Consider the following 20,392-nt stretch of genomic DNA (forward strand, 5'->3'; position numbering starts at 1 on the left):
GGTGGCGTCAGGCCGCCGTGCCCAGGGCGGCCCGCCCGGTGATCTCGCCGTCCGTCGCGGGCAGCGCCGCCACCGGCAGCGCACCGCCCCGGCGGCGCAGCAGCAGGCCCGCGCCGACCGACGCGGCGATCAGCAGGCCGCCCGCCACGAGGGCGCCGCGCGCCCCGGCACCCTGCATCAGCAGGCCCAGCAGGGGCGGCCCGCCGAGGCTCCACACCGTGCCGACGCTGCTCCACACGCCGAGCACCCGGCCACGCAGGTGCGCGGGCGGATCGGTCTGGAGCACGGCCGTGCCCGCGGTGTCGGACACCGACTCCACCACGGCCATCGGCAGCACCAGGACCAGCAGCACCGCGAGCGACGGCGACACCCCGGCCACCGCCTGGAGCAGACCGCCCGCCGCCGCGAGCAGCCCCACCGTGCGCACCGACGGGCGGCGCAACCGGGCGCCGAGCACCGCGCCGAGGATGCCGCCGACGGCCAGCACCGTGGAGACGGTGCCGAACGAGCCGGCACCGCCCGCGAGCGGCCCGGTGACGAGGACGGCGAGGGTGAGGCCGTAGTTGCGGCCGAAGACCGAGCTGATGCCGGTGATCCCGGCCAGTGCCATCAGCCGGGGCCGCCGCACGAAGTACTCCAGCCCCTCGCGCACGCTCATCGCCGCCCGTTCCGGCACCGCCCGCGGCTCGGCCGCCGACCGCTCGGCGGCGCCGCGCACGGGCCGCAGGAACGGCACCACGGCCGCCACGAACAGGAAGGACAGCCCGTTGGCCGCGTAGGCGGCGCCCGTGCCGAGGAGTGCGACGGTGACCCCGGCCAGCGCGGTGCCCGCGAGCCGTCCCGCGCTGTGCACCAGGGCGCCGACGCCGATCGCGGAGGGCACGTCCTCCACCGGTACGAGGTCGTTGCCGAGCAGCGCGCACGCCGGGCCGTCGACGGTGGCGATGACACCGGTCACGGCGGCCAGCACCAGCAGCGACGTCATGTCGATCCGGTCCAGCGCCACGAGCAGCGCGGTGGTGAAGGCGACCGCGCCCAGCAGGGCCTGGCTGACGGCGACCGTCAGCTTGCGGGGCCAGCGGTCCACGGCGGCGCCGCCCAGCAGGCTCACGAACAGGGCGGGCGCGGCCTGCACGGACATCGACAGACCGGTGGCCGCCGCGGAGCCCGTGATGTGCAGCACGAGCAGGTTCTGCACCGTGAGCTGCATCCAGGTGCCGGCGTTGGAGACGAAGTTGGCGGCCGACCACCAGCGCATGCCGCGGTGGCGCAGGGACCGCCACGGAGCGCGCGAGGCGGGGGCGGTACGGGGGGCGGGCGTGGCCGAGACGGAGGAAGAGGGCACAGCGGGGGTACTCGACAACCAGGGGGTCGGGAAAAGCGACCGACGGTGGTCATCGGGCCGGCTGCGCTGCACGGCGGGACCATTCGGTCAGGGCGTCGACCATCGTGGCAGACGGCGGGCGACCACCGTCGCGAACACCGGGCCCGCCGGAGTCGTACGACTCCCAACACCTCCCTGCCGCAGGGCGGTTGGCCCCCCGCGTGGGGTTGCTCACAAGCCCTGTCCGGTGCCGGTTTCGCGGACGTCGGCACGGGCTACGTGGAGGGCGCACCGCGTGGTCACCCGAAGGAGGCCCTCATGGCTGACGACCGGCACGGACGGCCGGCCCCGCAGCAGCCGCGCGCACGCCCCGGCACCGCCGGCGGCACGGCCCGTCGCACCCGCAGCGGCAGCGAGCCGGCCACCGCGCGCAGCGCCCTCGGCCTGCGGCTGACCCTGTCCGCCCTCTTCCTCCCCGTCTTCGCCGCCGCCACCGCGGGTTTCGCCGTCTGGGCCGCCCACCAGCGCCCCGGCGACAGCCCCGGCGAAGGCCCGCTGACCGCCCTCGCGGTGATCTGCGGGGTCCTCGCGCTGGCCGCGGCACTCGACCTGGTCCGGGTGACGGCCCGCAGGCGCCGCGAGCGCGCCCCGGACCGCTGATCCGGACCAGCCCGTCCCGACCGGCCGTGGGGGCCGATGAACACGCCCGTCGACACGAGGCCGCGACCCAGCCCCGGAGAGCCGACGCGGCCCGGTCGCCCTGGTCGCCCGTGTCGTCGGGCACCCTCCCGCACGGCGCCCGCACCCGCGCGATGGCCCGACCGGGCCGCCCCCGGCCCCGCCGGGGAGAGTCCGCCTTTGCCCGCGATTGGCCGGGAGCAGGCCGTGAATATGCCAAACGCACGCTTCTGAATCCCGGATTCCGGGTGCAGGGTGAGTCCCGTACCGCCCCGCCGTGCCCCGAGGTCCGGAAGCCTCCCCGCACACGGCGGGGCTCTTTTCTCACGCTCCGCAGCCGCGAGGCACCGCGGCCCCGGGAATTGTGTTGCGACGCGGCCGGTGCGCTCGGTGAGCTGGACGCATGGACTCAGCGGAAGGCGTCACCGCATCGGCGCACGGGACGGACCACGCCGCCGAGGGACGGCCGGCAGGCCGGCGCGGACCGGCGGTGCTCGGCGCGCTGATGCTGGCCGCCTTCACCTTCAACACGGCCGAGAACCTGCCGGTCGGGCTGCTGGAGCTGATCTCCGGCAGCCTGAACGTCCCGCTGTCCGCGGTGGGACTCCTGGTCACCGGGTACGGCATGACGGTCGCGGTCGCCTCCGTGCCGCTCGCCCACGGCACCCGGGCCGTGCCCCGGCGCCATGTGCTCACCGGGCTGCTGGCCGCCCTCGTCGCCTCCAGCATCCTCGCCGCGCTGGCGCACTCCTACGGGCTGCTGCTGTTCGCCCGGCTGCTCACCGCCCTCGCGCAGGCGCTGTTCTGGGCCGTGATGGGACCGGTCGCCGTCGGCCTGTTCCCGCCGCGGGCCCGCGGCCGGGTGATCGGGGCGCTGTCCGTCGCCGGTTCCCTCGCCCTTGTACTGGGCGTCCCCGCCGGCACCTGGCTGGGCCGGTGGACCGGCTGGCGGGTGCCCATGGGGGCGCCGGCCGCGCTGGGCGCCGTCTCGCTGGTGACGATCGCGGCACTGCTGCCGACCTCGCCACCGGAGGAGGAGCCCGCCGCCTACGCGAGCGGACCCGACGCCCGCCGGTTCGCCACCGTGCTGGCGGCCGGCGCTCTGTCCGCGACCGGGGCGTTCACCGGATACACGTACCTCGTGCGGTTCCTGGGCGGCGTCGGCGGGTTCTCGCCCGGCGCCGTCAACGTCCTGCTGGTGGTGTTCGGCACCGCGTGCCTGGCCGGGGTGACCATCACCGGGGCGCTGCTGGACCGCTTCCCGCGCGCCGCGCTCACCACCGCCGTGGTCACCCAGGCGGTGGGCATGCTCGGGCTGTACGCGCTCGGCGCCCGGCCGGTGGCCGCGGTGGTGTTCCTCGCGCTGACCGGCGGCGCCCTCGGTCCGGTGTTCATGACCACCCAGAACGAGATGCTGCGGTGCGCGCCCGGCCGCACGGACATCGCCCTCGCGGCCAACTCCGGCGCCTACAACGCCGGCATCGCCGCGGGCGCCGCGCTCGGCGCACTGGTCCTGCCGTTGCTGGACGTGCGGGGCACGTTCCTCGTCGGCGGGCTGCTGACCGCCGTGGCCTGCGCCGTGCTGCTCGGCGCCCGGCGACCGCGGGCGGGCGGCCGGACGGCGGGCGGGCGGACGGCGGGCGAGAGCGGCCGTATCGGATGACGCCGGGAAGGGGGGAAGGGTTGCTTTCGCGCCGTTCCGTCCGCCTGTGGGGCTTCCCACCCGTTAAAGATCTTGACGGTGGCCCTCCGGCTCGCTGAACTGTCTCCCGGCCGCACGACCATGCGGCCGGGGGTACACGGGCATCCGTTCGGCGATGCCTGAAACGGGCGGACCACGGGAAGAGCTTCGTACGGCCGACCGCCGGACACGGGGCGAAGGGGGGCGATGTGCGGATGAGTGGTGCGTCGAAGGTGACGGGCTGTCCCGTCTCATGACCGCTGAAGGGCACCTTGGCCGGCTCCGCCCGGCGGCGGCCCGCCTCGCCCGGTTCACGGGGCGCACGCTGCGCGGCGAGTGGCACGCCATCGTCGTCGACCCGGTACGGCAGCTCGCCCGGCGCGGACTGTCCGGGCTGCTGCTGGCGTTCGTCGCCGCGTTCGGCGTCATCTTCTTCCACGGCATCGCCCAGCACCCCACCGGAGCGGTCTGGGTCACCCGGCTCGGCGGCGTCAAGGCCGACCTGCCGCTGTGGCTGTCCCTGCTGCGCACCCCGGTGTCGCTGTACGTCCCGGCGCTCGACCTGCCGGTCTGGGCCGGGATCACCCAGCTGTTCCTGGCCTTCGCCCTCGCCGAACTCACCCTCGGCCGCTCCCGCACCCTCGCGATCTCCTACGCGACCACGCTGGCCGGCACCCTCGTGGCCCGGGCGATGATCGCGGCGGGACCCGGCTGGTGGGGCTTCGGCCTCCCGGCCGAGTGCGGGCACGTCCTGGACACCGGGCCCTCGGCGGCGGTCGTCGGCCTGTTCACCTACCTCTCGGTCGTCCGGCGTGCCCCCGTGGTGTTCGTCCTGACCGGCGGCTCGATGGTGTGGGAGTCGATCGCCGTCCCCAACCTCGCCGGACGCGAACACCTGATCGCGGTGGGTTCCGCCGTCGTCCTCGGCCTCCTGCACGGCCGCCGGGAACGGCTACGGGCCCTCGCGCGCTCCCTGCTTCCCACCCGCACCCCCCGACCGGCGCTCCCCGAGACGACCGAGGACCCGACCATCCCTACGGCCCCTACGGCCCCTACGGCCCCTACGGCCCCTACGGCCCCTACGGCCCCTACGGCCCCTACGGCCCCTACGGCCCCTACGGTGCCCGTGCGATGACGTCCCCCGAACGCTGACCGGCCCGCGCGCGCCTGTGGCGCCGCACACGTCCCCGGTGTGATGGTTTTCGCATACAGGCCCTGACGGGCAGCCCCTAGGGTTGCCGCGGGAAACGCAGGGCAGGGCGTGGCTCACACCATGACGTTCGTCGCCGGCAGGCAGCTGAAGGGGATCCAGGATGTTCCGTAAGGTGCTGGTCGCCAACCGTGGAGAGATCGCGATCCGCGCGTTCCGGGCGGGCTACGAACTCGGCGCACGCACCGTCGCCGTGTTCCCGCACGAGGACCGCAACTCGCTGCACCGGCTCAAGGCAGACGAGGCCTACGAGATCGGGGAGCCGGGGCACCCGGTGCGCGCGTACCTCTCCGTCGAGGAGATCGTGAACGCCGCCCGCCGGGCCGGCGCCGACGCCGTCTACCCCGGCTACGGCTTCCTCTCCGAGAACCCGGAGCTGGCCCGCGCCTGCGAGGAGGCGGGCATCACCTTCGTCGGCCCGGACACCGCCACGCTGGAGCTGACCGGCAACAAGGCCCGCGCGGTCGCCGCCGCCCGCGCGGCCGGCGTGCCGGTGCTCGGCTCCTCCCAGCCTTCCACCGACGTGGACGAACTGGTGCGCGCCGCCGAGGGCATCGGCTTCCCCGTCTTCGTCAAGGCGGTGGCGGGCGGCGGCGGACGCGGCATGCGCCGGGTCGAGGACCCCGCCCAGCTGCGCGAGTCCATCGAGGCCGCCTCCCGCGAGGCCGCCTCCGCGTTCGGGGACCCCACCGTCTTCCTGGAGAAGGCCGTGGTCGACCCCCGCCACATCGAGGTGCAGATCCTCGCCGACGGCGCGGGCAACGTCATCCACCTCTTCGAGCGCGACTGCTCGGTGCAGCGCCGCCACCAGAAGGTCATCGAGCTGGCGCCCGCCCCCAACCTCGACCCCGCGCTGCGCGAGCGGATCTGCGCCGACGCCGTCCGCTTCGCCCGCGAGATCGGCTACCGCAACGCCGGCACCGTGGAGTTCCTCCTCGACCGGGACGGCAACCACGTCTTCATCGAGATGAACCCGCGCATCCAGGTCGAACACACCGTGACCGAGGAGGTCACCGACGTCGACCTGGTCCAGGCGCAGATGCGGATCGCGGCCGGCGAGACCCTCGACGACCTCGGCCTCGCCCAGGACACCGTCACCCTGCGCGGCGCCGCCCTCCAGTGCCGCATCACCACCGAGGACCCCGCCAACGGCTTCCGCCCGGACACCGGCCGGATCAGCGCCTACCGCTCACCGGGCGGCTCCGGCATCCGGCTGGACGGCGGAACCACCCACGCGGGAACGGAGATCAGCGCCCACTTCGACTCGATGCTGGTCAAACTCACCTGCCGCGGCAGGGACTTCAAGGCCGCCATCGGCCGCGCCCGGCGTGCCGTCGCCGAGTTCCGCATCCGCGGCGTGGCCACCAACATCCCGTTCCTCCAGGCCGTGCTGGACGACCCGGACTTCCAGGCCGGTCGGGTCACCACCTCGTTCATCGAGGAGCGCCCGCATCTGCTCACCGCCCGCTCCTCCGCCGACCGCGGCACCAAGCTCCTCACCTTCCTCGCCGATGTCACGGTGAACAAGCCGCACGGCGAACGACCCAACGTGTTCGACCCGTTGACCAAGCTGCCCGCGCTGCCCGCCGGTGAGCCGCCCGCCGGCTCGCGCCAACTCCTGGTCGAACACGGTCCCGAGGGCTTCGCCCGGCACCTGCGCGAGTCGCCCACGATCGGGGTCACCGACACCACCTTCCGCGACGCCCACCAGTCGCTGCTCGCCACCCGGGTGCGCACCAAGGACCTGCTGGCCGTCGCCCCGGTGGTCGCCCGTACCCTGCCCGAGCTGCTGTCCCTGGAGTGCTGGGGCGGCGCCACCTACGACGTCGCCCTGCGCTTCCTCGCCGAGGACCCCTGGGAGCGGCTGGCCGCGCTGCGCGAGGCCGTGCCCAACATCTGCCTCCAGATGCTGCTGCGCGGCCGCAACACCGTCGGCTACACGCCCTACCCGACCGAGGTCACCGACGCCTTCGTGCAGGAGGCCGCCGCGACCGGCATCGACATCTTCCGCATCTTCGACGCCCTCAACGACGTCGGCCAGATGCGGCCCGCCATCGACGCGGTACGCGAGACCGGCACCGCGATCGCCGAGGTCGCCCTCTGCTACACCGGCGACCTGGGCGATCCCGCCGAACGCCTCTACACCCTCGACTACTACCTGCGGCTCGCCGAGCAGATCGTCGAGGCGGGCGCCCATGTCCTCGCGATCAAGGACATGGCGGGCCTGCTGCGTGCCCCGGCCGCCGCCAAGCTGGTCTCCGCGCTGCGCCGCGAGTTCGACCTGCCGGTGCACCTGCACACCCACGACACCGCGGGCGGTCAGCTCGCCACCTATCTCGCCGCGATCCAGGCCGGCGCGGACGCGGTGGACGGCGCGGTCGCCTCCATGGCCGGCACCACCTCGCAGCCCTCGCTGTCGGCCATCGTCGCCGCCACCGACCACTCCGAGCGGCCCACCGGCCTCGACCTCCAGGCGGTCGGCGACCTGGAGCCGTACTGGGAGGGCGTGCGCCGGATCTACGCGCCGTTCGAGGCGGGCCTCGCCTCCCCGACCGGCCGCGTCTACCACCACGAGATCCCCGGCGGCCAGTTGTCCAACCTGCGCACCCAGGCCGTCGCCCTCGGTCTCGGCGACCGCTTCGAGGACATCGAGGCCATGTACGCCGCCGCCGACCGGATCCTGGGCCGCCTGGTCAAGGTCACCCCGTCCTCCAAGGTGGTCGGCGACCTCGCCCTGCACCTGGTCGGCGCCGGGGTCTCCCCGGAGGACTTCGAGCAGACCCCCGACCGGTTCGACATCCCGGACTCGGTGATCGGCTTCCTGCGGGGCGAACTGGGCACCCCGCCCGGCGGCTGGCCCGAGCCGTTCCGCACCAAGGCACTGCGGGGCCGGTCGGCCGCCAAGCCGGTCCCCGAGCTGTCCGCGGAGGACCGCGAGGGGCTGGCCAAGGAGCGCCGCACCACCCTCAACCGGCTGCTGTTCCCGGCGCCCACCAGGGAGTTCGAGGCGCACCGGCAGTCGTACGGCGACACCAGCGTGCTGGACAGCAAGGCCTTCTTCTACGGGCTGCGCCCGGGCAAGGAGTACGCCGTCGACCTGGAGCCCGGCGTGCGGCTGCTGATCGAGTTGCAGGCGATCGGCGAGGCCGACGAGCGCGGTATGCGCACAGTGATGTCCACGCTCAACGGCCAGCTGCGTCCGATCCAGGTGCGGGACCGGGCGGCGGCCTCGGACGTGCCGGTGACGGAGAAGGCCGACCGCTCGAACCCGGGCCATGTCCCGGCCCCGTTCGCCGGAGTGGTGACCCTCGCCGTGGCCGAGGGCGACGAGGTGGCGGCCGGCGCCACCGTCGCCACCATCGAGGCGATGAAGATGGAGGCCACCATCACCGCCCCGAAGGCCGGCCGGGTGGCCCGGCTGGCCATCAACCGGATCCAGCAGGTGGAAGGCGGCGATCTGCTGGTCGAGATCGGGTGAGTCGGCGCCGGAGCGCCTGGGGCCGTGCGGCCTCAGGCGCGCGGCGAGGTGGGCCCGTCCCAGAGCGGGTACGACATGACCTGTGTGAAGCCCTGGGGGCGCGCGCCCGTGTAGGTCAGGCTCAGCTGTGCGTAGCGCTCGAAGGACGGGTGCTTCTTCCACCGCGTTCCGCCGCTGAGCCGGATCTCCACCGGGTAGGGGCGGAAGGTGCCGGCCGCGCAGTACGGCTTGCAGTCGTTCACCCAGTTCGTGCCGGTGCCCCTGGCGCCGCCGGGGCCCCAGGACGTCCAGTGCAGGTTCTTGAGCCGGCTGTTGCCGTCGCCGCAGGCCAGGATGAAGTCGGTCGGGCGGACGTTGCGGTGGGCGAAGCAGTCCACCAGCACCCGCTCCCCGCCGGGGGCCTGCGCGGTCGCGGTGCCGGCCGGTGTGGTGGCCGGGGAGGGGGTCGGGGGACTGGCCGAGGCCGTCGTCCCGGCCGCGAGCAGGGCGCCCGCCGCAAGCGTCACCGCCGTTGCCACCACTGATCCGCGCATGGCCGCTCCCACCGTTCGTGCCGTGTCCGAGCAGGTGCCATCGACGCTACGGCGGTGCGGCCGTTTGCACCAGTCGCGCAGGTCACGCCGCGTGTCCGGGGGATTCCGGAACGCATGGCGGCCGAGGAGGCGTGCGGGTCGGCGAACACCGCGCGCGTCCTCGGCCGCTCAGTGGGCTCAGCAGGCGCCTTCGTCCTGCCAGGGACCCCAGGTCGAGGCGCCGGGCGTCTCGTTCTGGGTCCACCACTTGGCCTTCCAGTTGTGGCCGCCGTACGACACCTCGGCTCCGCCCGTGTACGCGGTCGTCGCGCTCCACGCGGTCTTGCAGGAGGTCGGGGTGGGCGTCGGGGTGGGGGTGGGCGTGGGGGTCGGGGTCGGGGTGCCGCTCGGCGGGGTGGCGCCCGCGAACTTCACCGAGTACTTCGCGAAGTCCCAGTTGCTCTGGGCGACGCTCGAACACGTCCCGGAGGTGCGGCCCCCGTTGTCCGGCGGGCTGCACTGCCGGTCGCGGTTGAGCGACCAGAAGGTGAAGCGGTCCATGTTGTGGCTCGTCGCGTAGTCCAGCACCGTCTGGAAGTCGGCCTGGGTGAACATCTCACCGGTGTCGCTGCGGCCGTTCATGCCGGAGAAGCCCTCGTGGGCGTAGGCCGTGGCCGCGTCCCAGCCGAAGGTGGACTGGAGGATCGAGTTGAAGTTGGTCAGGGCGCTGGTCTGGCTGGCCGCCCCGTTGAAGCCGCCGTCGAACGGCATGATGGAGAAGTTGTTCGGGGTGAAGCCCTGCGACTTCGCCTCCAGCAGCATCTGCTTGCCGAACCAGCCGGTGCCGTCCGCCGTGCCGGCCGTGGTCACGGAGACGTACAGGCCCGGGTTGTTCTGCTGGAGGATCTTCGCGGCGCCGATCTCGTTCTTGACGGCCGCGGTGTTCTCGTACTCCGGCTCCTCCAGGTCGAAGTCGATGGCGTGCAGGCCGTACTTGGTGATGACCTGCTGGTAGGCGGCCGCGGTGGAGGCCGCGTCCGAGCAGGCCTGGCCGAGCTTGGTGCCGCCGTAGCCCCCGATGGAGACGGACACGTCGCCGCCCTTGGCGCGGATGGTGTCGATCATCGACTTCACCGCGGTGTCCGAGGAGACGGACGCCGTGCCGCCCCAAGTGGGGGAGCAGCCACCGCCGTTGGGGGCGAGGACGAACGCCAGCTGGAAGGCCTTCAGACCGGTGGCGTCCATGATGGCGGCCGGGTCCGGCGGGTCGTTGTCCAGCGGCATCAGATAGGGGGCCGCGGCGTACCAGCGGTTGCTCAGCGCGGTGTTCGCGGTCGCGCCCGAGGCGTTGGTCGCGACCAGCGCGGTGGTGCCCGCGGCGGCGAGCGTGACCGCGGCCGCCGCGCTCAGACATGCGTGAAGACGTCTCACTGCGTGCCTCCAGAGGGTGGGGGTGTGCCCGGGTGGGGAGGAGCCCCACCCTCCGGGAGCTGTTGCGGCCACGTCAATAAGTTGGACTAGACCAAATGTCTCTTTGGACTAGACCATACCGAACCTTTACTTTCCGTCGACCAGGCGCACACTGAAGCCCCGGTCCATCGGCAGGCTCGCCGTGGTGACCGTCGTGACCCGGTTCGCGGCGTCGAACGACCAAGCAGAGGAAGGGAGTTGGTGCCCGTTCACCAGTACGTGCGCGGGCGCGGCGGAGCCGTGCACGGTGAACCGGTACGTCCGCGCGGCCACCTTGCCCGCGTACGTGCCCTTGCTCGCGCCGACCGACACGGTCGTCCCGCCCGCGTCCCGCCGCACGGAGACCCGCTGGGTGGCGGCCGCGCCCTTGGCGAAGTCACGGGTCACGCCGTCGTCCTCGTACAGGGTGTAGTGGCTGGTGGCGTGCGTCGACGGGTACAGGTCCCAGTCCAGCTCGTGCCGGTCGCGGGTCTGCCAACTCGTCGTGCCCTTGGGCCACATGGGCACGATCGCGCCCTCGCGCACGAACAGCGGGAGGGTGTCCAGCGGGGCGTGATAGCCGTTCACCGTGGTCGGCCCCTGGTACGTGCGGCCGGTCCAGTAGTCGGTCCAGGTGCCCTTCGGCAGATGGATGCCGTCGCGGGTGTCGGTGTCCTGGTAGACCGGAGCCACCAGGAAGTCGGGGCCCGACAGGAACTCGTACGTGGCGTCGGCGCCCAGGCTGCCCGGGTCGTCCGGGTACTCCAGCCACAGCGGACGTACCGCGCCCACCCCGGTGTCGGCCGCCTGCCGCGACAGTGTGTACATGTACGGCAGCAGTCGCTCCTTCAGTTGCAGGTACTTGCGGTTGATCGAGGTGTACGGCTCCCCGTCCAGCCACGGCTGCTGGTCGGCGGGCTTCTTGGTGGTCAGGTCGGTGGCCCAGCCGTCCATGGTCATGATGGCCGGCAGGAACGCCTTCCACTGGAGGTCGCGGGCGTACATCTTGGCGTCGTGGCGGTAGATGCTGCCCACGTCGCCCGTGTTGTAGGCGATGCCGGACATGGTGGCCCCGGCGTAGGTCGGGATCTGCCAGCGGATGTAGTCCCAGGACAGCTGCTGGTCGCCGCTCCACAGCACCCCGCAGCGCTGGGCGCCCGCCCAGGAGACGGGCAGCCAGACGAAGCCGCGCGCGTCACTGTTGTCCTCGATGCCCTTCTTCGCCGCGTCGCAGGCGTCCAGGGCGAACCGGTAGCCGTTGCCGACCCAGGCCACGTCCAGTTTGGCGACCCGCTGGCCCGCCTTGACCTGGTCGGCGAGCTTGTCGATGCCGTCCTGCGTCCACAGGCCGAGCTGGGCGTGCCGGTCCTTCAGGCCCTGCGCGGTCTGCGGGAGGTTCTCGTAGCCGCAGCCGTAGCCGTCGTTGACCAGCATCCAGCCCAGCGGCATCTGGTGGTCGACGTACCCGTCGGCGGTCTTCAGCGCGTCCAGCGTGTGCCGCTCACCCCGGTTGGCGTTGTGCAGGTAGCAGTCGGAGTCGCCGGGTTCGAGGCCGTAGACCGGCGGCATGAACGGCCTGCCCACCAGCTTGGTGTACGCGCCGATGACCTGCTTGGCGTCGCCGAGGAAGTAGTAGGCGTCGAGCCGCCGTTCCTGCTGACCGGTGGTCACCGGTGAGCCGAAGCTGTACACGCCCGGCGCGAAGGTGTTGCGGAGGACGCCGTAGCCCGCACTGGAGAGGTAGAACGGCTGGGAGTTGTTGTAGCCGCCCTCGTCCCAGTCGAAGCTGTTGGCCACGTACATCGTCCGCCCGCGGTGCGAGAAGCTGCCGTTCTGCTCACCGCCGCCGAAGAACTGCTCGTCGGCACCCCGGTCGAGGCTCTGCCGCATTCCGCCGGTGGACCAGCGCAACGGCTTGTCCTCCTGCCAGATCCGGGTGCGGTTGTCCGCCTTGTACAGCCCGAACCTGAGCGGCTTCTTGTACACCCGCAGCACGGCGGCGGAGGAGCGGATGCCGTAGTAGGCGCCCGCGTCGAAGGACGAGGTGTGCCGGTCCACCGCCGGTTGCTCACGCACGATCCCGGTGCCGGCCGGATCGCTCAGCGAGCCCGACGGATCGGCCTGGAGCCGCAGTTGACCACCGGACAGGAAGTCGGCGCGCGCCATGAGCCGTCCGGCGCGGATCGTGTAACTGCCGTCGCGGCCGGAGAAGGAGGTGAGGTCGCCGGCGTCCGTGGTCGAGGGCAGGTAGGCCGTGCCGGTGAAGGAGTTGTCGTGCACGTCGTAGGGCACGACCACCACGTGGTACGTCCCCGACGCCCGCGGGATCACCGTGGCCTCGGGGTCGGCGGTGCCCGCGCTGGAGGCCACCTGGGTGTCGTGGTCGTCGTACACGTACAGGTCGAAGTCGTCGGTGGGGTGCTCCCACGTGATGGAGAGCGGGATGCCGCCCTCGGGGTTGTCGTCCCAGTAGCCGTCCGGCACCGAGACGGTCAGGTCGAAGCGGTCGCAGACCTTGTTGCCGGGGTCGGCGCCGGGTGCCGGGCAGTCCCCGGGTCCGCCGCCGGTGCCCTTGGCGTAGACCGGGCTCTGCCAGCTGACACTGCTGTGGGCGGGATCCAGTACGGCGCCGGTGGCGGCGGCCGCGGCGGGCGCCGGGACCGCCAGCGCGGTGCCCGCCAAGGCGGTCGCCAGCCCCAGCGGCACCCAGGCCGGCCACGGCACACGGTGTCGGAGTCTTCGCACGGCGGAACAGCTCCCCTCGCGTCATTGCGGACTGCTGAGCGTGCACGGAAGCGCTCGAAACCACGGGCAATCAAGCAACTTCACGCACGAAGCCTCGGAGGGGACACAGGTTCATGTCAATACCGCGGGCGCGGACGAAGGCGCTCCCGCGGCCACGGCGAAGGGCCGGGCCCCGCCTCCCGGCGCGGTCCGGCCCTCCTCGGTCCTGTCTCAGCCGGCCTGCTCGCGCAGCACGATCTGTGTCTGCGTGGTCTGCCCGACCAGCCGGTCCCGGTCGTCGCGCAGCTCGGTCTGCACCACGATGAGCGTGCCGCCGAGGTGCAGCGGGCGGGCCGTGGCGTGCACCTGGCCCGAGGTGACCGCCCGCAGGAAGTTGGTCTTGGACTCCACGGTGGAGGTGCCGGCGGCGCCCCCGGGCAGGTTGAGGTAGGCGCACACCGCGCCCACGCTGTCGGCCAGCGCCATCAGCGCCCCGCCGTGCAGTGCGCCACCGGCCGTGCACACCTCGGGCGACCAGGCGAGCGAGCCGACGGTGCGCTCCGCGGTGGCCTCACGCAATTCGATGCCGAGACCGGCCGCGAACGGCATGGCGGAGAGCAGTTCGGCCGGCGCGGGGAGGGACGTCATGACGTACCGCCTTTCATCGGGGCCAGATGATCGGGAAGTCTGCCAGTCGTCCGCATCCACCGTGTGTGGAAGGGGAGTTGGGGGAGCGGTTCTGACTCGGCCGGTGCGCCGGCCGGGCCGTCACCCCCGCCGTCACGGGCAGCGGCGCCCACGGCTCCCGCACCGCCCTGCCGCCGCGCCGCGAGTCGCCCGTCCGGCCCGTCACGTCCGGCCCGTCACGTCCGGCCCGTCACGTCCGGCCCGGCGCGATGCCGGCCCGTTCGCCCGGAAGGGGCATCTCCGCCCAGATGATCTTGCCTGTGCCGGTGTAGCGGGTGCCCCAGCCTTCGGTGAGCTGGGCCACCAGCATCAGTCCGCGGCCGCCTTCGTCGAGGATGCGGGCCCGGCGCAGGTGCGGGGCGGTGCTGCTGCCGTCGGCGACCTCGCAGATCAGCGTCCTGTCCATGATCAGCCGCAGCTGGACGGGCGGGGCGGCGTACCGAATGGCGTTGGTCACCAGTTCGCTGATGACCAGTTCGGCGACGAAGATCAGTTCGTCGAGCCCCCAGGCGCGGAGCCGGGCGGTCGCCAGCGCCCGGGTCTCGGCGACGGCGGCCGGATCGGCGGCGATGTCCCACTGGGCGACGGCCTGGTCGTCCAGGGCGCGGGTGCGGGCGAGGAGCAGTGCCACGTCGTCGGCGGGCCGCCGGTCGAAGAGCAGCTCCTTGAGGATGTGGTCGCAGGTGGTCTCCAGGGACGGCAACGTGGCGCCCAGCGCCGTGCGCAGGCCCCGCAGGCCGGTGTCGACGTCCCGGTCGTGCCCCTCGACCAGGCCGTTGGTGTAGAGCGCGAGCAGGCTGCCCTCGGGAAGCGGCACCTCGACGGACTCGAAGGGGTGCCCGCCCAGGCCCAGCGGTGGTCCGGTGGGCAGCTCGACGAACTCCGCCGTGCCGCCCGGGGTCAGCAGGGCGGGCCAGGGGTGCCCGGCACTGGCCAGCGACCAGACACGGGAGACCGGGTCGTAGACCGTGTAGAGGCAGGTCGCCCCGAGGTCCGCGGTCGGCGGCTCGCCCCCGGTCTCCAGCCCGGTGCTCAGGCGGATGACCAAGTCGTCCAGTTGCGCGAGGAGTTCGTCCGGGGGCAGATCGACGTCGGCGAGCGTGCGCACCGCCGTGCGCAGCCGGCCCATCGCAGCGGAGGCGTGCAGCCCGTGGCCGACGACGTCGCCCACAACGAGGGCGACGCGGGCGCCGGACAGCGGGATCACGTCGTACCAGTCGCCGCCGACGCCCGCCCGTGACACGGCGGGCAGATAGCGCCCGGCGACGGTCACGGCGGCCTGATCGGGGATGCCCTGGGGCAGCAGGCTGTGCTGGAGGGCCAGCGTGGTGGTGCGCTCACGGGTGTAGCGGCGGGCGTTGTCGATGGCGACGGCCGCGCGTGCCGCCAGCTCCTCCGCGACCCTCAGATCGCCCTCCCCGTACGGCGGCAGGGCCGGGTCGTTGCGGGTGAACAGGGCGGCACCGAGGTTCACCCCCCGGGCCCGCAACGGCACCGCGATCATCGAATGAGGGTGGTTGCGCCGTACCCACGTGGCCCGGCCGGGGTCCTGTGCCAGCCAGTGGGCGACCTCCGGATCGGTGACCCGGTAGGCGCAGCCACGGCCGGTGGCCAGGCACCGTGCGAGCGGCGAGATCTCCGGGTACCGGACCAGGTCGCCCACCGTGACGACGGTCGGTGTGGCGGAGCGGACCGCCGTGCGCCGCAGCTCCATGGGGCCGTCGAGGGGGAGCGGGGCGGGCTCGTCGCCCTGCAGTACGGCGTCGAGGAGTTCGACCGAGACGAAGTCCGCGGCGCCGGGCACCGACACCTCGGTCATCTCCTGCGCGGTGCGGATGACGTCCAGGCTGCTGCCGATCCGCCTGCTGGCCTCGTTGAGCAGGGCCAGCCGTTCGCGGGACACGGACTGCTCCGAGAAGTCGAGCGCGGAGAGGTAGACACCGCGCACGGCGCCGTCCGGGTCCTTGAGCGGGAACACATGGACGATCCAGGCGTGCGCGTACTGCTCCCCCGGCACGCGCGCATGGGTCTCGAACCGCTCCGGCACTCCGGTGGCCGCCACCCGCTCCACGGCGCGCCCCGACGGCTCGAACGCCGGGTCGGTCAGATGGTCGGCGATCAGGCGTCCCCGGAGATCCGATTCCGTCGCCTTCATCTGCTGCTCCATCGGAGCGTTGAGCCGCAGGAACCGGCCTTCGGTGTCGTGGATGGCCAGGGCGAACGGGGACTGGTAGAAGGCCCAGCGAAGGAGCTGGTCCTCGGTCCGGACCGCCTCCTCCTGCCGCCGCGGCGCGGTGGGTCCCGCGGCGGAGGCGGGCTCGGGCGCCGTCGCGGGCACCTGTGGCCGGCCGGCCTCCAGGAACCAGCCGGCGCCCCCTTCGGCGTTGGTCAGCGGCCGGATGCGGAGCCGGCACTCCACCGGGACGCCGTCGCGGTCGCGGAGCACCGCCGGACCGGTCCAGGGCCGCCGTGCGGCGAGACTCTCCCGGGCCGAGTCGGGCAGGGCGGACGCGAGCAGTTCCGTCGCGGGCCGGCCCACGGCCTCGGCGGCGGAGTGGCCCAGCAACCGCTGCGCCCCGGGGCTCCAGGCGGACAGCGCGCCGTCCGGGGCCGCCACGGCCACGGCGTCGTCGGCGGCGAAGGGGTCCCCGGGTTCGGCACGGTCACTGGTCGCCCGTCCAACCATGATCGATCATCTGCCCTTCGGAGCCTTCCCTGGCACCCTCACCGGTCTCAGGATCTCCCAGGCGATCCGTGTCGGCCAGGCTGCCGAGGCTCGATGCCACCACCTGTGTGGTGGCGGCGTGGCGGACCTCACCATCGGAATGGTTCAGCATTCAACAAAGTGGGGTTAGGGTCTCAAGTGCCTGACAAAAGGCGTGGTCCGTGACGTTGCCCGGCAGCGTCACGGGGTGAACAAGGAGAAGAAATCATGGGCAACAGGACTGTGCGCCCGCTCGCCGTCGCGATCGCCTCGGCCGCCGCGGTGGCCGGCCTCCTCGCCGCCGGAGGTCCCGCCTCGGCGGCGACGCAAGCCGCCGGCGCGCCTCGGTTCGCGGCCGTCTCCGCCGCCCGGGCGGCCGACGACCACACCGACATCCGCCGCCAGTGGGTCCTGGACCAGCTCCGCTGGGCCGACGAGCACGGTCACCTCCACCCCGCCCCCGTGCCCCAGGGCCCTTCGGGCCGCTGAGGGACCCGCCGCACCCGTGCGGCGGGAGTCGCGGACAGCGGGGGCGGCGTCCCGGCCGCTCCAAGGGACAGCAGCGGCCGTCACACCGGCCGCCGCCCCCGCGCCCACCTCCGTGAACCCGCCGCCGAACGTGGACACAGTCATGATCACTTGCGTGGACCACATGCTCGGCATGGAACTCCTGTCGCCCCTGGGCGGACGGGTCCCGGTGCCGACCCACCTGCTCTACCGGGCGCAGGACCCGCTCCTGGTGGAACTCCTCTTCCATGACCCCGTGTACGGCCCGATCCCCTGGGTCGTCTCCCGCGAACTGCTCGCCCGGGGGATGCCGGCGCCCAGCGGAGAGGGCGACATACGGGTGTGGCCGACCGGAACCGGCCCGCGCGCCCTCCTGCACATCCTGCCGGCCCCGCCGGACGGTTCCGCCCACCTCGTCGCCCCGCTGCCGGCTCTGGCGCACTGGCTCTGGCGCACCTACAAACTGGTGCCGGCCCCGCGCAAGGCCGACGCGCTGGACCTCGACGGCCGCCTCGACCGGTTCCTGGAGGGCCTGACCTGAGGGAACCCGTGCTGAAGGCACGGGCGCGAAAGGGTCGTCGCCAGGCCGCGGACCGTGCGGGCTCGCGCCCGTCGGCCCGACCGAAGGGCGGACATCCGGCCGGGCAACTCACCGCCCCGGCGGGCGCGGTGACGAGCGACGAGTCTATTACTGGCGCGTACGTGTCAAAAGTTCACCAGGGTGGTGGAATATCGCCCGCTCCTGTGATCAGGTCTCCTGCGTCGGCAGAACCGCATGCCTGTTCAGGGAGGCCTGGTGTCCCAAACACCCCGCAGAAGACGGTGGTTCACCGTCTGCGCGATCACCGCGTCGGCCGCGCTGGTGGCGATACCCTCGTCCGCCGCCGGCCGCTCGGCGAGTCCCTTCGGCGTCCGCGCCCTCGACCAACTCGCCAAGGAGCGGACGCAGTCGGTGGGCGCCATGTCGCCGCACCTGTCCGGGGACGACGACGGCGGCAACGAGGCGGACGAGATCGCCGAGGGCGCGGACCAGTACGCCGAGGCCCGTACTTCGCCCGGCATCGTCGCACCGGGCGCGTACGGTGCCGCCTGGGGTGACCTCGCCAAGCTGAAGAGCACCGGCGGCAACTGGCGCAACATCACCGACCTGCCGTACAACTCGGACGACCCGCGCTACCGCGACTACGACTCCAACTCCAGCGGCGGCTCCGGCAACGTCACCGGGCGCATGGCCGCCGTCGCCGCCGACGACGACGGCTATGTCTACGCCGGCAGCGCGGGCGGCGGCGTGTGGCGCTCGCACACCGGGGGCGGCAACTGGCAGCCCATCAGCGACGACCTGCCCTCCCAGTCCACCGGCGCCCTCGCCGTCGACGACGGCGGCCGGCTCTGGCTGGGCACCGGCGAGGCCACCACCAACTCCGACGCCTACCTCGGCAGCGGTGTCTACGTGCTCGCCCACCCGCACCACCAGAGCTTCTCCCGGCGTACCCGCGTCGGCGGCGACGAGCTGGAGAGCACCACCATCCACGAGCTGCGCTTCGGCGGCGGCAAGGTGTGGGCGGCCACCAGCGAGGGCGTGTGGAGCCACTCCACCAGGAACCTCGACGGCCCCTGGAAGCTGGAGTTCGCGCCCAACCCGGACTACCTGCCGAACGGTCCGAAGGCCGGCGACCCGTCGGCGGCGTACAAGAACATCGCCAACGACATCGCCATCGACCCCAAGGACCCGGGCAAGGTGGTCCTCGCGGTCGGCTGGCGCAGCGGCGACGACTACAACGGCTTCTACACCAAGGTCGACGGCGTCTGGACGCGGATCACCAGCGGCCTCGGCGACCTCCCGGCCGATCCGGACGACGTCGGCAATGTGACCTTCGCCCGGTCCGCCGACGGCTCCCGCTACTACGCCATCGACCAGTCCCCGGAGCAGCTCAACACCAACCCGGACAGCGGCCTGGAGGGCATCTTCGTCTCCAAGTCCGGCTCGCCGACCGGACCCTGGACGAAGATCGCCGACTACAAGGGGCTGGCCGCCGACAACTCGGCGCTCGACTCCGAGGGCTACATGCCGGGCGTACAGGCCTGGTACAACCAGTTCCTCGCCGTCGACCCCGGCGACCCGCAGCACGTGTACGCCGGTCTCGAAGAGGTCTACGAGACCAAGGACGGCGGCGGCAACTGGTCCACGGTGGGCCCCTACTGGAACTTCACCTTCCCCTGCTGGAGCATCGACCCGGCCAAGCAGACCGGCGACTGCAACCAGACCACCCACTCCGACCAGCACGGCGTCGCCATCGGCAGCTACCACGGCAAGTCGTTCGTGTACGTCGGCAACGACGGCGGCATCTACAAGCGCCCGCTCAACGGCTCCCAGGACGCCTCCGGCCACGCCACCGACTGGACGTCCCTGAACGACGGCACCATCGACACCCTGGAGTACTACTCCGTCGGCATCGGCAAGGACCTCGACAACGGGGGCGTCTCCGTCACCGGCGGTCTCCAGGACAACGGGCAGTCCATCCTGCGCGGCAACGACAAGGTGATGGGCTCCAACTTCGGTGGCGACGGCGGCGACACCCTCACCGACCCCGCCAACGGCTGCAACATCGCCCAGGAGTACGTCTACCTCGCCGTCCAGGTCACCCAGAACTGCGCCGTGAACGACGGCAGCTGGGAGACCGACCCGAGCAAGGTGACGTCGTACTCCGTCGCCCCGCCCGACAACGCCACCGGCGAGGCCCGCTTCATCGCCCCGCTCTCCGCCGACCTGTCGGACAGCGGCACCTGGGTCGCGGGCGGTCGGCACATCTGGGTGCAGCACCACGGGTACGCCATCCGCAGCGGCTCCGAGTGGACCAGCGCCCACGACCTCGGCAAGGGCCGCACCGCCACCGCCGTCGCCGCCTCCGGCGGCAAGGTCTACGCCGCCTGGTGCGGACCGTGCGACAGCGTGGGCTTCGCCCGCGGCATCGCCGTCGGCAACGCGGACGGCACCGGCTGGCACGACATCAACCTGCCCGTGGACGGCACGGTGCCCAACCGCTACCTCAGCGGCTTCGCCATCGACCCGCACGACGCCGACCACGTCTACCTCACGGTCAACGGCTTCTCCCGGCACTGGACCGAGGGCCCCGGCGCCGGTGACGGCCACGTCTTCGAATCCACCGACGGCGGCACCACCTGGAAGGACATCTCCGGCAACCTGCCCGACGTGCCCGCCAACTCCGCGCTGGTGACGGCGGACGGCGGCCTCGCCGTCGCCACCGACCTCGGCGTCGTCCACCGGGCGCCCGGCAGCACCACCTGGAAGCGCGTCGGCAACCTGCCCGCCGTCGCCGTCCTCCAGCTCAAGACCAGCCCCGACGGCGGCACGCTCTACGCCGCCACCCACGGCCGGGGCATCTACACCATCGAGGTGCGCAAGCTGCACTGACCGGT

The 20,392-nt window shown here is 72.8% G+C and carries 14 protein-coding genes; 7 read left to right on the top strand and 7 right to left on the bottom strand.

What is annotated here, in order from left to right; translation table 11 throughout:
• Nucleotides 1-7: 7 nt before the first annotated feature.
• Complete coding sequence (locus tag ACSP97_RS34295; protein WP_440558516.1) at nt 8-1,258, bottom strand: MFS transporter; 1,251 nt, start codon at nt 1,256-1,258, stop codon at nt 8-10.
• Nucleotides 1,259-1,642: 384 nt separating this feature from the next.
• Here ACSP97_RS34295 and ACSP97_RS34300 point away from each other — a divergent pair, with 384 nt between their 5' ends.
• The 4 genes from ACSP97_RS34300 to ACSP97_RS34315 all read left to right on the top strand — a co-directional run bounded on the left by ACSP97_RS34300 (nt 1,643) and on the right by ACSP97_RS34315 (nt 8,371).
• Entirely contained in the window at nt 1,643-1,984 is a 342-nt protein-coding gene (locus ACSP97_RS34300) for a DUF6343 family protein (protein ID WP_355154151.1), read from the top strand.
• A gap of 523 nt (nt 1,985-2,507) precedes the next feature.
• Nucleotides 2,508-3,665: an MFS transporter gene (locus tag ACSP97_RS34305; RefSeq protein WP_440558517.1), complete on the top strand. Its 1,158-nt coding sequence runs from the start codon at nt 2,508-2,510 to the stop codon at nt 3,663-3,665.
• Between the two features lie 271 nt (nt 3,666-3,936).
• Nucleotides 3,937-4,818 carry a hypothetical protein gene (locus ACSP97_RS34310; protein ID WP_440555809.1) on the top strand — a complete coding sequence of 294 codons (882 nt, stop codon included), beginning with the start codon at nt 3,937-3,939 and terminating at the stop codon, nt 4,816-4,818.
• Between the two features lie 178 nt (nt 4,819-4,996).
• Nucleotides 4,997-8,371 carry a pyruvate carboxylase gene (locus tag ACSP97_RS34315; protein ID WP_435644422.1) on the top strand — a complete coding sequence of 1,125 codons (3,375 nt, stop codon included), beginning with the start codon at nt 4,997-4,999 and terminating at the stop codon, nt 8,369-8,371.
• Between the two features lie 32 nt (nt 8,372-8,403).
• On the opposite strand, the gene ACSP97_RS34320 is transcribed toward ACSP97_RS34315, so the two are convergent.
• The 6 genes from ACSP97_RS34320 to ACSP97_RS34345 form a co-directional block, all read right to left on the bottom strand.
• The gene (locus ACSP97_RS34320) at nt 8,404-8,904 is read right to left on the bottom strand and encodes a hypothetical protein (RefSeq protein ID WP_382069695.1); all 501 of its coding nucleotides are present in this window, start codon (nt 8,902-8,904) and stop codon (nt 8,404-8,406) included.
• Between the two features lie 177 nt (nt 8,905-9,081).
• Nucleotides 9,082-10,314, bottom strand: a complete 1,233-nt coding sequence (locus ACSP97_RS34325; protein ID WP_355154143.1) for a chitinase — start codon at nt 10,312-10,314, stop codon at nt 9,082-9,084.
• 126 nt (nt 10,315-10,440) lie between these two features.
• A complete protein-coding gene (locus ACSP97_RS34330) occupies nt 10,441-12,612 on the bottom strand; it encodes a TIM-barrel domain-containing protein (RefSeq protein WP_440558518.1) in 2,172 nt (723 codons plus the stop codon).
• A gap of 675 nt (nt 12,613-13,287) precedes the next feature.
• Nucleotides 13,288-13,704: a PaaI family thioesterase gene (locus ACSP97_RS34335; RefSeq protein WP_355154141.1), complete on the bottom strand. Its 417-nt coding sequence runs from the start codon at nt 13,702-13,704 to the stop codon at nt 13,288-13,290.
• A gap of 229 nt (nt 13,705-13,933) precedes the next feature.
• On the bottom strand, nt 13,934-16,429 hold the full coding sequence (locus ACSP97_RS34340; protein WP_440555810.1) for a SpoIIE family protein phosphatase: 2,496 nt from the start codon (nt 16,427-16,429) through the stop codon (nt 13,934-13,936).
• Nucleotides 16,407-16,580, bottom strand: coding sequence for a hypothetical protein (locus tag ACSP97_RS34345; RefSeq protein ID WP_355154137.1), 174 nt, complete (start codon nt 16,578-16,580; stop codon nt 16,407-16,409). Before ACSP97_RS34345 ends, ACSP97_RS34340 begins: the two co-directional genes overlap by 23 nt.
• 95 nt (nt 16,581-16,675) lie before the next feature.
• Here ACSP97_RS34345 and ACSP97_RS34350 point away from each other — a divergent pair, with 95 nt between their 5' ends.
• The 3 genes from ACSP97_RS34350 to ACSP97_RS34360 all read left to right on the top strand — a co-directional run bounded on the left by ACSP97_RS34350 (nt 16,676) and on the right by ACSP97_RS34360 (nt 20,387).
• Nucleotides 16,676-16,936 (top strand): hypothetical protein, encoded by a 261-nt coding sequence (locus ACSP97_RS34350; RefSeq protein ID WP_355325906.1) that lies wholly within the window; start codon nt 16,676-16,678, stop codon nt 16,934-16,936.
• A 142-nt stretch (nt 16,937-17,078) separates the two neighbouring features.
• Nucleotides 17,079-17,495, top strand: a complete 417-nt coding sequence (locus ACSP97_RS34355; RefSeq protein WP_440555811.1) for an SsgA family sporulation/cell division regulator — start codon at nt 17,079-17,081, stop codon at nt 17,493-17,495.
• A gap of 255 nt (nt 17,496-17,750) precedes the next feature.
• Nucleotides 17,751-20,387 carry a WD40/YVTN/BNR-like repeat-containing protein gene (locus ACSP97_RS34360; RefSeq protein WP_440555812.1) on the top strand — a complete coding sequence of 879 codons (2,637 nt, stop codon included), beginning with the start codon at nt 17,751-17,753 and terminating at the stop codon, nt 20,385-20,387.
• Nucleotides 20,388-20,392 lie beyond the last annotated feature (5 nt).

It is taken from the genome of Streptomyces sp. SCPE 10, from assembly GCF_051980735.1.
GTDB lineage: Bacteria > Actinomycetota > Actinomycetes > Streptomycetales > Streptomycetaceae > Streptomyces > Streptomyces misionensis.